This is a genomic window from Pseudomonas sp. NPDC085632, assembly GCF_044541255.1.
Taxonomy (GTDB): domain Bacteria; phylum Pseudomonadota; class Gammaproteobacteria; order Pseudomonadales; family Pseudomonadaceae; genus Aquipseudomonas.
In genome coordinates this window covers 359717-374026 of the sequence record NZ_JBITSX010000002.1, presented here as the reverse complement: position 1 = coordinate 374026, position 14310 = coordinate 359717, and the positions used below count along the sequence as shown (strand labels likewise).

The 14310-nt window shown below is 58.4% G+C and carries 9 protein-coding genes and 2 rRNA genes; 3 read left to right on the top strand and 8 right to left on the bottom strand.

Features of this window, described 5'->3' with window-relative positions:
- Positions 1–174: 174 nt before the first annotated feature.
- Both rrf (ACIF4X_RS03455) and rrf (ACIF4X_RS03450) read left to right on the top strand, forming a co-directional pair.
- A 5S ribosomal RNA gene (gene rrf / locus ACIF4X_RS03455) occupies positions 175–290 on the top strand.
- Positions 291–395: 105 nt separating this feature from the next.
- Positions 396–511: ribosomal RNA gene (gene rrf, locus ACIF4X_RS03450) — 5S ribosomal RNA — on the top strand.
- Positions 512–582: 71 nt separating this feature from the next.
- Here the strand turns inward: rrf (ACIF4X_RS03450) and ACIF4X_RS03445 are convergent.
- The 4 genes from ACIF4X_RS03445 to ACIF4X_RS03430 form a co-directional block, all read right to left on the bottom strand.
- Positions 583–1761: a PepSY-associated TM helix domain-containing protein gene (locus ACIF4X_RS03445; protein ID WP_397480925.1), complete on the bottom strand. Its 1179-nt coding sequence runs from the start codon at positions 1759–1761 to the stop codon at positions 583–585.
- Between the two features lie 77 nt (positions 1762–1838).
- On the bottom strand, positions 1839–4343 hold the full coding sequence (locus tag ACIF4X_RS03440; RefSeq protein WP_397480924.1) for a TonB-dependent siderophore receptor: 2505 nt from the start codon (positions 4341–4343) through the stop codon (positions 1839–1841).
- An 88-nt stretch (positions 4344–4431) separates the two neighbouring features.
- On the bottom strand, positions 4432–5433 hold the full coding sequence (locus ACIF4X_RS03435) for a FecR domain-containing protein (RefSeq protein ID WP_397480923.1): 1002 nt from the start codon (positions 5431–5433) through the stop codon (positions 4432–4434).
- Positions 5433–5933, bottom strand: coding sequence for a sigma-70 family RNA polymerase sigma factor (locus tag ACIF4X_RS03430; RefSeq protein WP_397480922.1), 501 nt, complete (start codon positions 5931–5933; stop codon positions 5433–5435). The genes ACIF4X_RS03435 and ACIF4X_RS03430 overlap by 1 nt, the downstream gene beginning before the upstream one ends.
- A gap of 304 nt (positions 5934–6237) precedes the next feature.
- Here ACIF4X_RS03430 and ACIF4X_RS03425 point away from each other — a divergent pair, with 304 nt between their 5' ends.
- Complete coding sequence (locus ACIF4X_RS03425) at positions 6238–8118, top strand: methyl-accepting chemotaxis protein (RefSeq protein ID WP_277760057.1); 1881 nt, start codon at positions 6238–6240, stop codon at positions 8116–8118.
- Between the two features lie 147 nt (positions 8119–8265).
- On the opposite strand, the gene ACIF4X_RS03420 is transcribed toward ACIF4X_RS03425, so the two are convergent.
- Genes ACIF4X_RS03420 through ACIF4X_RS03405 form a run of 4 tightly spaced genes read right to left on the bottom strand, consistent with a single transcriptional unit; the run spans position 8266 to position 13862 of the window.
- Positions 8266–8733, bottom strand: a complete 468-nt coding sequence (locus ACIF4X_RS03420) for an SRPBCC family protein (RefSeq protein WP_397480921.1) — start codon at positions 8731–8733, stop codon at positions 8266–8268.
- 23 nt (positions 8734–8756) lie between these two features.
- A complete protein-coding gene (locus tag ACIF4X_RS03415; protein WP_397480920.1) occupies positions 8757–12149 on the bottom strand; it encodes an amino acid adenylation domain-containing protein in 3393 nt (1130 codons plus the stop codon).
- A gap of 13 nt (positions 12150–12162) precedes the next feature.
- Positions 12163–13092: a diiron oxygenase gene (locus tag ACIF4X_RS03410; RefSeq protein WP_397480919.1), complete on the bottom strand. Its 930-nt coding sequence runs from the start codon at positions 13090–13092 to the stop codon at positions 12163–12165.
- Positions 13089–13862 carry a DUF3050 domain-containing protein gene (locus tag ACIF4X_RS03405; protein ID WP_397480918.1) on the bottom strand — a complete coding sequence of 258 codons (774 nt, stop codon included), beginning with the start codon at positions 13860–13862 and terminating at the stop codon, positions 13089–13091. The genes ACIF4X_RS03410 and ACIF4X_RS03405 overlap by 4 nt, the downstream gene beginning before the upstream one ends.
- Between the last annotated feature and the right edge of the window lie 448 nt (positions 13863–14310).

The window sequence follows — 14310 nt, the reverse complement described above, 5'->3', positions numbered from 1 at the left end:
TTGCCCGTGAGGCTTGACCATATAACACCCAAGCAATTTGCGTCGAAAGGCCAGATTGCGGTGTGTGAAGACGAAACGAACCGAAAGTTCGAAAGACTCGCAAAACACCGAAAACTATCACATACCCAATTTGCTGAAGCGAGGCCATCTGGCCACGATTCGGTACCCGAATTTCTTGACGACCATAGAGCGTTGGAACCACCTGATCCCATCCCGAACTCAGCAGTGAAACGATGCATCGCCGATGGTAGTGTGGGGTTTCCCCATGTGAGAGTAGGTCATCGTCAAGATTAAATTCCGAAACCCCAATTGCGAAAGCAGTTGGGGTTTTGTTTTAGTAGAAGTAACCGTTTTTGCTGTCTCGTTACCGTGTTGACGAGTCAGATACAGAATTTCTTGACGACCATAGAGCGTTGGAACCACCTGATCCCATCCCGAACTCAGCAGTGAAACGATGCATCGCCGATGGTAGTGTGGGGTTTCCCCATGTGAGAGTAGGTCATCGTCAAGATTAAATTCCGAAACCCCTGTCTGCTAACGCAGACAGGGGTTTTGTCATTTCAGGGCTCACACAATCATTGATCAAACAGCTTTACGCGTCTTGCTGATGCGCCGAGCCTGCCATTTGCGCCACCAGATGTAGACGCCAGTCCCCGACAAACCCGCAATCAAAATACCTAACACCGCGATCATTAGCTGACCTGTAACTCCAATGATCCGTCCTCCATGTATCGGCAACTGCAACCGATAAAACTGCTCCCCCAACGTTCCCTGCCCAGCAATCTCCTGCCCTAATAACCGCCCATCCGTACCATGAAAGAACAACCAGGATTTGCCATGCGCTTCGGTGTCATGCTGTCCAAACCCTGCGCCGTAGAAGTTGTACTCAAAGCTGTAATACAACTCCCCGATCGCCGCTGTCAGTCCTAACCTTTTCCCCTCCTGTAGCGCCCTTTCGTATGCCTGTTGATAACTCAATTGCGTCACCCCCAACGACGAGGGCGACATACGCCCCCGAGCCTCATAAACGCTCGGCTCAATCGGTGAAAACAACGAAACCGCAGGCTTGAACACCTGACTCGGTAAGTTCATCGCCACGCTGCTGACGGCGATCGGCAGCAACAACAGCCACAACCACAATCCCCCCGCACGATGCAGATCGAAGTTCAGCCGGTAGGCATGCCCACCCTTGACCTTCCAGGCTGTCGACCACTTCTTCCAGAACGGCTTTCCACGCGGCAATGTCAGCCATAACGCGACAAAACAGTCGATCACCCAGGCGACGGCCACCAACCCCATCAGCCACAATCCCCAGTTCCCCGGCATTGTCAGGTTGTAGTGAAACTCAAGGACGAACGGGACAAAATTCTCCCGTCCAAAACAGCATTCCCCCCAATAACGCTGACCCGTCTGCTCAGCGCTCACCGGGTCCAGATAAAACACCTGATTACGTTCGTCGAATGGCTTTCCTGTCGCCGGATCATTACGTGGAACTGCCGCCAGTAAAGCCGTATGTCCCGCCTCATGCGGATACTCCATGTACCAGACCTGCAGCTTCGGATGCGCAGATTGCACGGCATCAACCAACTCGCCTGGCGGAAGTCGCGCACCCTGTGCAGAAGCCGAATAAAACTGCGGATTCAACCATTCATCCAACTCATGGTTGAACGCCAGAATGCTTCCGGTAATCCCGGCCAACAGCAAAAACACTGCGGTAGCCAAACCGATATATCGATGCAATAAAACCAGAAACGCACGCATTGAAATTTCCCCACAGAAATGACAAAGCCAGCCCCTGAAAAATCAGGGGCTGGCTTTTTATGCACAGGACAAAAGGTTTAGAACTGGTAGCTCACCGTCGCCGCCACGTTGCGCTCTTCGCCCATGTAGCAGAAGTTCAGGCTCGCGCAGGAAGCGACGTAGGACTCGTTGGTCAGGTTGTTCGCGTTCAGACGCACATCAACGCCCTTCAAGCCGACCTTGCCCAAGTCATAGCCAATCGAGGCATCGAACAGCGTATAGGAAGGCACCTTCAGGGTGTTTTCCGCATCGGCCCAGCTGTAGCCGACATAACGCACGCCGCCGCCGAGTCGCAGGCCATCGAGTGCCGCGTTGTCGAATGTGTAGTCTGCCCACAACGACGCCATATGACGGGGTGCCTGCGTTGGTGAGTTGCCTTTGTTCTCGATCACATCGGTCGGTGTACTCAACGTACTCACCATCGACTTCGAGTATTCAATGTCGGTGAAGGTGTAGCTGCCGAGGACTTTGAGGTTATCGGTCAACTGCATGTGCGCTTCCAGTTCCAGACCCTGAGAGCGGACGGCTCCGACCGCACGATAGAAGTTTTCCTGTGGCAGTTTGGTCGCCAGGTTCTCCTGGTCGACGCGGAACAGCGAGGCGGTGAACAAATTGTCAGTGCCCGGCGGCTGATACTTCAAACCGACCTCCCATTGTGTGCCGTCGGTTGGGGCCAGCGGGTTACCGGCGCTGTCGGCATAGGAGTTCGGGTTAAATGATTCGGAATAGCTGATGTACGGCGCCAGGCCGTTATCGAACAGGTACAGTGCGCCGGCACGGCCAGTGAGTTTGGTACGGCGATCATTGATTTCCGTGCCGACCGGACGTCCGGCTTCAGCGATACGGTTTTCGTCCGAAGTCTCGACCCAGTCCTGACGCAGGCCCAGCGAGAAGCGCCACTTGTCCATCTCTATCAGGTCTTGCAGATAAACCCCGGTCTGTTCCAGACGGCGCAGGTAACTGGTCTCGCCATACATATCGATCGCTGAGTTGCCGTAAACCGGGTTGAACGCATTGATCGGTGCAAGGCCGCCGCTGGTCCAGTCGACCACGGTTTTGCGCCGCTGATAGTCAGCGCCCATGAGCACCGTGTGTTTGGTCGCGCCGGTGAAAAATTCAGCCTGGAGCATGTTGTCGACGATAAACGCATGCAGACGCTCATCCCCGCCGGTGTAGTAGCGGTTCAGCTCGTTGCTGTTCGGCGTGGTCCAGCCATAGGCGTAGACCTGATCCATGTTCACTTTGGAATCGAGGTAACGAAAGTTCTGCCGTGCGGTGAAGACATCGTTGAAGCGATGTTCAAATTGGTAGCCGAACGATTGCTGATCACGCGAATAACCATCGACGCCCGGCTCGCCTTCGAAGAAGTGCGGCGAGATGCGGTTGCCGTTGCGCTGATGAATGGTGCCGTCGGCCGGTACACCGCCGTGGTAGCCGCCATCCGGATCGTGTTGCAGATAAGCCTGCAAGGTCAGCGAAGTGTCTTCACTGAAATCGATACTCAGCGTCGGCGCAAGGGCGAAGCGTTTTTCATTGTTGTGGTCGAACTGCGTGTCGGACTGATCGGTTAAGCCGATCAGACGATAGGCGATGCGCTTGTCGTCATCGACCGGGCCGCTGAAGTCAAAACCGACCCCGCGCTGCCCCTGCGTGCCGACCGTGGCTTGCACCTGATGGTAAGCCTCGTAGAGCGGTTTTTTGCTGGTCAGCGCCACCAGGCCGCCCGGCGAACTGCGACCGTACAGCACCGACGACGGTCCCTTGAGAATGTCGACGCGCTCAAGAAAATACGGATCGACCTGCATGGTGCTGTAAGTACCGCTGTCACCCATCGACTTGAGGCCGTCCAGGTAGATGTTGTCGACCGAGCCGTCGTTGAAACCGCGCATCGCCACGTAATCATAGCGATGGGTCGCGCCGTACGGATTGGTCAGCACACCCGGCGTGTACCGCATTGCCTGCGAGACAGTCTGCGAGCCTTGGTCATCCATTTGTTCGCGCGTGACCACCGACACGCTTTGTGAGGTTTCCAGCAACGCCGTACTGGTCTTGGTGGCGATCTGGCTGTGCGTGGCGTTGTAGCCATCCATGCTGCCCAATGCGTTGCCGAGGGCGAAACCTTTGATATCGGTGGTTGGCAGGGCCAGTGCTTCGGATTCAGCGAGCGGACGCAGGATGTAGCTGCTGCCATCCTGGCTGACCGCTTCCAGAGCAGCGCCGCCGAGCAAATGGCTCAGCGCCTGATCAGTCGAATAATCGCCCTGCACACCCGGCGATTGTCGGCCTTGAGTCTGCTGCGGGGTCATCGACAGCGTGATGCCAGCCTGACGGGCAAACTGATTCAGCGCCTCACCCAGCGGGCCCGCTGCAATGTTGTAGCGATGGCTGACTTCACGGGTCGCCGGATTATCCGCCATGCTCAAACCGGGCATCACACCAACGCCCAGCACCGTGGAAAAAAGCGCTGCCCGAACGGCGTGGCGCAACAGGCCTGATTCGGCAGTTAAATTCAGAGTGTTCTTACAGGTGGCGCGGACAGTCATTGTAGGTTTCCGTAGGAAGTCGCAAACGCTTGAGTTGAAGTGCTTACTGACTAAGCCGGACCTGCTGCGAAAACCCGCCAAAATAATTTCAGGCGACGCGCTCCAGCGTCACCCACCAGCGCGTGCGATAGCGCAATTGCACCGGCAACGTCTGCGGCAGAATCGCCAACAGCTTGTCGGTGTCTTCCAGGCGGAATACGCCGGACAAGCGCAGATCTGCCACCTCCGACGCGCAGTTCAGAAAGCCCTGACGATAACGCCCGACTTCAGCGATAAAGTCACCCAGACGCATGTTGCGCGTAACGATCAAGCCGTCGACCCAGGCGCCGGCATCCATAGCCAGCGGCGGTGCAAGGCGAACCCGATGGTGATCGATCAGATAACTTTGCCCGGCCAATGCTTCCACCAAAGTGCGCCCGGAGCGGATTGCAACCTGACCATGGGTGACGCTGAGCCGCGTGCAATCAGGCTCCTGACGCAGGCTGAATCGGGCATTGAGAGGTTCATAAGTCCCGTGACGGTTTTGTACACGCAGCGGCCGATCAGTCGGCGCGCCCTCGTCGGAGCCACCGCACGTAACAATGATTTCACCGCGCGTCAGTTTGATCAGCCGCTGCTGTGCGGTGTAATCCAGATCCACTGCACTCGCGGTGTTCAGTTCGATCCGCGTGCCATCCGGCAACTGAAAGCCGCGCCGCTCGCCCGTCGCCGTAGCGTAATCGGCGCTCCATTGCTGCCACGCGGCCGTGTCTTTGGCCAGCCATGCGGCGGAGCCCATCAGCAATGCGCCAGACAACAGCTTCAAGGCCTGTCGCCGGCCAAGACCCTGGGCACTGTTTTCCAGGGTGTTGAACGCCACTTGCGCACCGGGCACCGCACGCAGGTTATTGCTCAACTCGGCTTGCAGCGACTGCACCCGTTGCCAGGCCAGTTCGTGCTCATGGTGTTCGGCACGCCATTGTTCGCACTGACGATTCAAACGCGGGTTGTCATGGTTGTTGCGCAAACGCAGCAGCCAATGGATGGCTTGTTTGACCACGTGCTGCCGGGGTTCGGCGCGGCGACCGAGTGCGACGTTATCCACAGGCATCAGCTTTCGTACCTCAGCACGTAGCAGTGATACAGCGCATCGGCGACGTAACGCTCAACCGAACGCAAGGAAAGCCCCATCTGTTCGGCGATCTGCTTATGGGTCAAACCTTCGCAGTGCGCCAGCAGAAAGGCCTGACGCACTTTCGGCTTCAGTCCTTCAAGCATCCGCGCAATGCTCTCCAGCAGTTCGATCACCAGCGCGCGGGCTTCGGCGCTCGGCGTTTCGGCTTCGGGCAAATGGGCGATGGTTTCCAGATAGGCCCGTTCGATTTCTTTGCGGCGCCAATGGTCGATCACCAGGCCGCGCGCAATCGTGCGCAGGAAGGCGCGAGGCGCCTTGAGTTCGAAGCGTTCGGTGCGCTGCAGCAGGCGCAGGAAAGTGTCCTGCGCCAGGTCTGCCGCATCCGCCGCGTTGCCCAGCCGCGCGCGCAGCCAGGCGTTGAGCCAGCCGTGATGACTACTGTAAAGCGCCTGTACTGAAAACTCAGGTGAGGACATCAACGCCAACGTCACAAATGATAATTACTCGCATTGTCATCAAGGGTTACAGAATTTGCAACTGCCTCTCGAACATCGGCCCTGAAAAACGTCACGGCGATCGTTCTGGCACGCCGTTCGGCGGGAATCCGGCAGAAATGCCATCCATTTCCCGCGCAACCCTAAGATTTCTCCGACACGTGCCGACAGACTGGTGAGACATGCGTGCACCAAAGTAGAGCGGCCAGAAGAACGCTGCCTGCGCTGTACATGGAATGTTGCATCCGGAACGCATCCCCACTTTTGGCATAAGAAGTCCCATGAAATGAATCTCAAGTTCAGCCATAAAATCCTGTTGGCCGCCTCGGGCGTCGTGGTCCTGGCGTTCGCGCTGTTCACCCTCTACAACGACTATCTGCAGCGAAACACCATTCGCCAGAACCTTCAGTCCTCCGTGCAGCAGGCCGGTGATCTGACCGCCAGCAGCGTGCAGAACTGGATGAGCGGGCGGATTCTGGTGCTGGAAAACCTTGCGCAGAACGTTGCTCATCAAGGCAAGGACGCGGATTTCCCGGGTCTGGTCGATCAACCAGCGTTCACCTCGAACTTCCAGTTCACCTACGTCGGTCAGGCCAACGGTGTGTTCACCCAGCGCCCTGACGCGAAGATGCCGGACGGCTACGACCCACGTCAGCGCCCTTGGTACAAGCAAGCCGTTGCGGCGGACAAAACCATGCTGACGCCGCCGTACATGGCAGCGGTTGGCGGGTTGGTGGTGACCATCGCCATGCCGGTGAAAAAGAACGGCGAACTGCTCGGCGTCGTCGGGGGTGACCTGAGCCTGGAAACCCTGGTGAAGATCATCAACTCGGTGGACTTCGGTGGTCTCGGCCACGCGTTCCTGGTCAGCGCCGACGGTCAGGTGATCGTCAGCCCGGACAAAGATCAGGTCATGAAAAACCTGAAAGACATCTACCCGAACACCAGCGTACGCATCGAGAAGGGCAACCAGAACGTCGTGCTCAATGGCCAGGAACGTATTCTGTCGTTCACCCCGGTGAGCGATCTGCCGAATGCGCAGTGGTACATCGGTCTGTCGATCGATCGCGATAAAGCCTACGCTGCACTCAGCCAATTCCGCACCTCGGCGCTGATCGCGATGTTTGTTGCTGTGGCTGCGATTGCGCTGCTGCTGAGCCTGTTGATCAACGTCCTGATGCGTCCGCTGACCACCATGGGTCGTGCGATGCAGGACATTGCTCAGGGCGAAGGCGATCTGACTCGTCGTCTGGTGGTCGAGAGCAAAGACGAATTCGGTGAATTGGGCAGCGCATTCAACCAGTTCGTTGAACGGATTCACGCGTCGATTTCCGAAGTGTCCTCGGCAACCCGCCACGTGCATGATTTGTCGCAACGGGTGATGGCTTCGTCCAACGCCTCGATCGTCGGCTCTGACGAGCAAAGTGCGCGCACTAACAGCGTCGCTGCGGCGATCAACGAGCTGGGTGCCGCCACGCAGGAAATTGCGCGCAACGCCGCCGATGCTTCGCAGCATGCCAGCGGCGCCAGCGAACAGGCCGATGACGGTCGTCAGGTGGTCGAGCAGACGATTCAAGCGATGACCGAACTGTCGCAGAAGATCAGCCTGTCGTGCACGCAGATCGAAACCCTGAACGCCAGCACCGACAACATCGGCCACATCCTCGATGTGATCAAAGGCATCTCGCAACAGACCAACCTGCTGGCACTCAACGCCGCGATCGAAGCAGCCCGTGCCGGTGAAGCCGGGCGTGGTTTTGCCGTGGTGGCGGACGAGGTGCGGAACCTTGCCCATCGCACCCAGGAGTCGGCGGAAGAGATCCACAAGATGATCACTTCGTTGCAGGTCGGTTCGCGTGAAGCGGTGACCACCATGAACGCCAGTCAGGCTTCCAGCGAGCAAAGCGTTGAAGTGGCCAACCAGGCAGGCTTGCGTCTGGTCAGCGTGACCCAGCGTATCGGCGAAATCGACGGTATGAACCAGTCGGTGGCAGCGGCCACTGAGGAGCAGACCGCCGTGGTGGAAACCCTCAATGTCGACGTTAACCAGATCAACCTGCTGAACCAGCAGAGCGTGGCCAACCTCAACGAAACGTTGAAGGATTGTGATGCGTTGTCGCAACAGGCAAATCGCCTGAAGCAGTTGGTCGACAGCTTCAAGATCTGACCACAAGTCAGACCGCGTTATCGTTCAATCGCGGGTAAGCCGCTCCCACAGGGTCCATGTCGTTCACAAGTTTGGTGAACAACACAACACCTGTGGGAGCTGGCTTGCCAGCGATAGCGGTGGTGCATTCACCGCAAACCTTCAGCCTTAAACAAACAGCTTCAATACATTCCCCATCGCATCATCCGCAAACCCCTGCACAAAACCCTTGAACCCTGGCAACGCCTCTTCACCGCCCGAAGCCGGCTCGGCAATGATCGTCCACGTCGCCCGGGATTTACCTGCGCCCAGCGACTCCACATTCATCGCCGCCCACAGATTGGCCACCCCCAACGTGTTGTAAATCGTCGTCCAGGTCATGCTTCGTGCGTGTTCATCACGGGAGTTGAGTTGTTCAACCACCACGTTGCCATCCTTGAAGCATTTCTTGCGCAGCGAGGACACGCCCTCGCCGATTGTTTCGATGTGCGACAGCGCCGGAATAAAGCGGTCGAAACCGCTGAAGTCGCCGACCACCGCCCAGACCTGCGCGGCGTCCGCCGGCACTTCCACCGACGACACAACGTGACAGCCATGCGGGTTTTTGATCAGGGTGTCGGGTTGCAGAGTGCTCATGGTGTCGCTCCTTTTTTGTGGCTTCAGATGAAGTTGATTTCTTTCAGGTAATCGCAGCCGCGACGCAGCAGCGCCGGGGATTTCTGCGGGTAATGCGCGCCCATCTGCTGCACGCCGGCTTCAGCGTTGGCGTGGCCGATCAGGGAGATGTCGCCGATGTCTTCTTCAAAGCCGTTGAGGTAGAAACCGAGCACGCCGAACAGCGCGTTGTCGGCATCGACACGTCCCAGTTGCTGCTGCCAGTCGGCAACGCTGACCAGCGAGAACTCGCTGCCGGTTTCGCGGAACGACGCGACGTAGGCATCCCAGCTCAATGGCTCGGGGTTATGCAGGTTGAACACCGCGCGATCAGGCGAGTAACGGCTGGCGTGGAAGGCGATGAACCGGGCGAGAAAGTCCACCGGCATCAGGTCGAAATTCAACGTGAAGGCCGGCACCTGGCCGAGCTGAATCGAGCCTTTGAGCATCAGCATCAAGCGGTTTTTGTGTGGCTGACAAACGCCGCTCAAGCTGTTGAAACTGATATTGCCGGGGCGATACAGATTGACGCGCACACCGCTTTTTCGCGCCCGCTCGAGGATGCGCTCGCCAACCCATTTCGACAGGTTATAGCCGTTGCGAATGTAGATGGGTGGCGTCAGCGCGGCAGGCAGTTCCAGCACCCGTCCCGCATCATCGACCGTGCTTGAAGCCGACAGCGTCGAGACGAAATTGAAGACCTTTTTGCTCTGCCCTTCGCACAGGCGTACCAGCGCGAAAATCGGTTCGACGTTGTCCGCCGCCAGCGACTCGTAATCGAGCACGTGATTGACGTTGGCGGCGTTGTGCACCAATGCGCCGAACTCACGATCCAGACGTTGATAATCTTCGTCGTTCAGGCCCAGTTGCGGGCGGGTAATGTCTGCCGCGTAAACCCGCACCCGACTCAGATCCAGATGCTCCAGACGGTTTTCCCGCAGTGACTCGGCAAAGCGTTGCGCCGCCGTTTGCCCGCCGCCGTCACGCACCAGACACGCCACTTCACTGGCGCCCCAACCGAGCAGTGCCTCGACAATGTGCACACCGACAAAGCTGTTGGCGCCGGTGACGATCACCTTGTGCACATCACCCATGCGGGTGATGGGTAGTGGTTCGATATCCAGCGCGCGTTCCGCGTCGGCCATGGCCTGGGCGCTGAGCACCGCACTGTCATCGGTGCCACGCACCAGCGTCGCGAGTTTGATGAGGGTCGGCAGTTCGATGAAGCGATTGATCGAGATGCTGCGGCCGAATTCCTCACGCAAGCGCAGCAACATCCGCGACAGCAGAATCGAGTGGCCGCCGAGATTGAAAAAGCTTTCGTCGGTGGAAATGTCGCTGGTCGGCAGCTCCAGCAGCTCCGCCCAGATCTCCAGCAGCAGCGCCTCGTCGGCATTTGCCGGCAGGCATTTCTGCCCGCTGTCCTGCACGCTCACCGGCAACTCCAGCAGCGCTTTGCGGTCGACCTTGCCGTTGCTGGCGAACGGCATCCTCGACAGTTCAGTCCACGCCACGGGTTGCATGTAGTCCGGTAAAAACTGCCGGGCGTGGGCCTTCAGCGCTTCGCGCGCGGTGTCCGATTGCGGTTGGGCGAGGAACGCCAGAATGCGCCGCTGAGTGTCGATCACCACCGCCACTTGCCGGTACAACTGACTCTCGCGCAGGCAGCGTTCGATCTCTTCTGGCTCGACCCGGAAGCCGCGGATTTTTACCTGATTGTCGCGTCGTCCGCACAGTTCGATACCGTGCTCGCCCCACTTGGCCATGTCGCCGCTGCGGTAGGCGCGCAGCGTTTGGCCGTCGGGCAGGTTCAGGGTCAGATAACGCTCGGCGGTCTGCTGTGGATTGTTCAGATAACCGAGGCAAACGCCCGGGCCAATGATGAACAATTCGCCAACGGTGTTCTGCGGCACTGGTTGCAAATCGTCATCGAGGATCAGCACCTGACTGTTGGCGATCGGTGCGCCGAGGCTGCGGTTACTGTCGCCCGGTTTGAGCTGCCGCGCGGTGATCAGCACGGTGGCTTCGGTCGGGCCGTAAAGGTTGTGCAGCGTGCCCTGACGGGTCAGTTGCTCGATGACAAACGGCTCGCAGACATCGCCGCCAGTCATCACTTTCACGCCTTCGAGTTGTTCCAGCGGCAGGATGCTCAACAGCGCCGGCGGCAGGAAGGCGTGGGTCAGTTGCCGGCGCCGGATCAACGCAACCAGTTGCAGTGGATCTCGCCGCTGCGTGTCATCGGGCACCACCAGTTCGGCGCCTTCGAGCAGGGTCGCGAAGATGTCGATCAGCGACGAATCGAAGCTCAGCGAAGAGAACTGCAACACTCGACTCTCGGCCTGCAACTGCACGTAATCGGCGTACCACGCGGTGAAGTGGGCAAGGTTGGCCTGACTGAGCAACACACCCTTCGGATGCCCGGTGGTGCCCGAGGTGTACAGCGCCATGCACGGCGCATCGAACTCTGGGCGGCGGCGCATCAGCGGTTGGCTCAGATCCGCGTCTGCGCTGTCAATGTGACTGACGTCCAGCCCCGCCATGGTTTCGCCAAGCGGATGCTCGCCATCGTGCAGCAGCAACAACGCGCCGGCGTTTTGCAGAATGTACTGCTGGCGCTGCAAAGGATGGCTCGGTTCCAGTGGCAGATACACCGCGCCGCTGCCGAGGATCGCCAGAATCGAGGCGAACAGCGCCGGGCTTTTTGGCAGGCAGATGCCGATCACCCACGGCTGTGGATGTTGTTCGAGCAAGGGCTGCAAGCGCTGTTGGATCGCGCGGCTGTGGGCATGCAACTGCCGATAGCTGATCGACTGTTCGGCGAGGTGCAGCGCCGGTCGTTCGGCATGTCGGATCAGGCTTTGTTGCAGGCGCTCGATCACCGCGATCTGCGCCTGTTCCAGCAGCGCCGGATTCGCCGTGTCGTTGAGGCGATGGACGTAAGCCAGGCTGTCGAGGAACAACAGGTTTTCCATCCGCTCGAAATCCGGCGCCTTGACCGGCGCGGCCTGCTGAAAATAGTCAGCGTCGCGGGAGAAGCGGCTGACCAGCAGCGCCACTTCGTCCACCACCTGCGTCAATACCCGCTGGCGCAGTGCCTGACCGTTGCCGGACGGCTCATCGCCGATCGGCACGCGGCTGATCAATGACGAGCCGAGGAAACACAGCAGGTCGAGGGACGGCAGACTCGTATGGCTCTGCACGCCAATCCCCAAACGCAGATGCAGGTGTGGGATCGCACAAAAATCGCCGGCGCCGATGAAGCCATCGTCGATGATCAGATCCACCGTCGATTGCGCTACACCGCTGCGCGTCAATGAGTGACCGTGTTGTTCAAGTTCTTGCGCCAGGTCGGTCATGGACTGGCTGGCGCCAATCAGCAAAATGTCGAGACGTTTCATGTCGGCCTCCTTGTCAAACCAGGTAGTCGCGCAGGGCGTGCTGCACGCAGGGCGTGTCGAGCAGCGAGCTGTTGTGGAAGAACTTGACGATGTTGCCCACCAGCGGATGGTGGCGATTGATCGGGAACACGAGCCCGGCCATTTCATCCCTGAGCGAACGGCGCGTGGACTCGCTCACCGGCAGTGCGTCGATCAGGCGCAGGTCGAAGGCTTTCTGAATGTCGTTGGTCAGGTAATGGCCGATGAACACCGGCAGAATCTGCGCGATGGTCTCGCGATCCGTCGCGCTGGCGGTGTACCAATAGATACGCACCATCCTCGCCCAGAAACTCGAATGACGACCCTCATCGAGCAAGTGATCGGCCATAAGGCCTTTGATCGACGGCTTGACCGTGTCGTCGCGGGCGAACGCCGCGACATCGCCGGTCACGGTGTTTTCGGCGATGGCCACGCAGATCAATTCCACCGCGCTACGCAGGTGTTCCGGTGCCAGCGCGACGGCGGCGGGAATGGCCCGGCTCAGTTCGATTTCGTCGGGCAACTGAATGGGTTCGATGCCGGTCATGGCCACCGTTTGCTGCATGAAGTCCATCGCCACCAAGGCGTGATAATCCTCGTCGACCACCACGGTCATCGCGTCGTAACGGCAAGCGAAGGGGAACGCTACAGCGAAGCGATTCTTGGCGATGCTGCGCGCGGTTTTATCGACGATCTCGGTCTCGAAAATCACCACATCGTTGATGAATTTGTACAACGTCTGCACCAAGGCGAAATCGCGCTGCTGCGGACACTCGCGCAGGAAGGTGTCGCTGAGCACCAGCGGTTGGCGGCTGAGCGGGTAGATCAAGCGTTCATCGTCTTCCAGCACGCGTCGCGGGCGAGTGCGAATGGTGGCGCGGTTTTCCCAGGCATCGGCAAAGGATTGATAGTCGGCGGCATTCATTGGGCCACCTCCGCCAACGGTTCACGCATGCTCAGGCGCAGGCCGTCCCACAAGGTGATACGGCTTTCCACAGCGGCAATGGCGCTGGCGTAGACCTCGGCCTCGCGTTGCGGATCGCCGTCGACCAGGCGCTCGAGCAGGTGTTCCGCCGCCGGGCCGTGGTCTTCGGAGTCGACCTCAATGTGGCGCTCCAGGTAATAGCGAAAGGTCGGCGCCTGTTCGATACCGATGCCCCAGTCGTCAAGAATGCGCTGAAACATGGTCGGGATCACACTCTCGCGACCATGCAGAAACGCCGCCGCCACGCTGTGTCCCGGTGCATGCAGGGCGGTACGCAAGGTGTCGCGGACAAACTGCGCGGCGGCCGGATCAACCTCGACGCTTTGCAGCGCGACGTCATAGCTCACGCCTTCCTGTTGCAGGGCGACGAAGCGCTCCACGGCCGTGGTACTCGCGCCGATTTCGCGCATGGCATCCAGGTACAACTCGAAATGGCTGTAGTGACCTTCCGTCAGGCGATCATCCGATTCTTCACCCAGAACGATCTCGTTGATCAACCGGGCGGCGTGAGGGTCACGCGGCGGTAACCACGGCAATCGGGTGCACGTCAGCTCCTGCTGCAGGCGTTTGGTCAGCGACATGAAATCCCACACGGCAAACACGTGGGTTTCCATGAAACGACGCAAGACCGATAACGAGGTGATCTCGGAAAAGATCGGGTGAATGCTAAGTTCGGCTTTCTTCAGGGCGAGTTGGTTCTTATTGGGCATCATGATGTCCTTTATCGTTGATGTTAAATGGAACTGCTCTGACAACACGCAATCAGTGGAACGACGGCTTACTTGTTTTCTGTCGACGGACGACAGCCTTCCTTCCTGATAGGTAAATGTGGATCGATATACCTGTGGCATGGCGTTATGTCTGCCCATAAGACGCTGCTGATGTGCCGCGTGCATTGGGCTGATACCGAGGTGAAGGGTGAAGTTCACACTTGGCGAGGAAAAACTAATACACCGACAAAGTATTTAACAAGTACATTTTTAATTATTTTAAGTTTGCTGTTTTTTGAAGTTGAGTTGTTCCGATAAAACTTCTGAGTAAAGTTTTATTTGGGCGTAGTTGCTCCTTTCGGCGAATAACGGCCAAAATTGATCGACAAGAGTGAATGCCTCACTCGAAGCAACTTTCCAGTAATAAGAATTGAATGATTTAAAAGGG

What these genes read in the sequence shown, in the direction of transcription:
- ACIF4X_RS03445 (WP_397480925.1), bottom strand. Translation starts at nt 1,761, where the DNA reads ATGCGTGCGTTTCTGGTTTTATTGCATCGATATATCGGTTTGGCTACC.
- ACIF4X_RS03440 (WP_397480924.1), bottom strand. Translation starts at nt 4,343, where the DNA reads ATGACTGTCCGCGCCACCTGTAAGAACACTCTGAATTTAACTGCCGAA.
- ACIF4X_RS03435 (WP_397480923.1), bottom strand. Translation starts at nt 5,433, where the DNA reads ATGCCTGTGGATAACGTCGCACTCGGTCGCCGCGCCGAACCCCGGCAG.
- ACIF4X_RS03430 (WP_397480922.1), bottom strand. Translation starts at nt 5,933, where the DNA reads ATGTCCTCACCTGAGTTTTCAGTACAGGCGCTTTACAGTAGTCATCAC.
- ACIF4X_RS03425 (WP_277760057.1), top strand. Translation starts at nt 6,238, where the DNA reads ATGAATCTCAAGTTCAGCCATAAAATCCTGTTGGCCGCCTCGGGCGTC.
- ACIF4X_RS03420 (WP_397480921.1), bottom strand. Translation starts at nt 8,733, where the DNA reads ATGAGCACTCTGCAACCCGACACCCTGATCAAAAACCCGCATGGCTGT.
- ACIF4X_RS03415 (WP_397480920.1), bottom strand. Translation starts at nt 12,149, where the DNA reads ATGAAACGTCTCGACATTTTGCTGATTGGCGCCAGCCAGTCCATGACC.
- ACIF4X_RS03410 (WP_397480919.1), bottom strand. Translation starts at nt 13,092, where the DNA reads ATGAATGCCGCCGACTATCAATCCTTTGCCGATGCCTGGGAAAACCGC.
- ACIF4X_RS03405 (WP_397480918.1), bottom strand. Translation starts at nt 13,862, where the DNA reads ATGCCCAATAAGAACCAACTCGCCCTGAAGAAAGCCGAACTTAGCATT.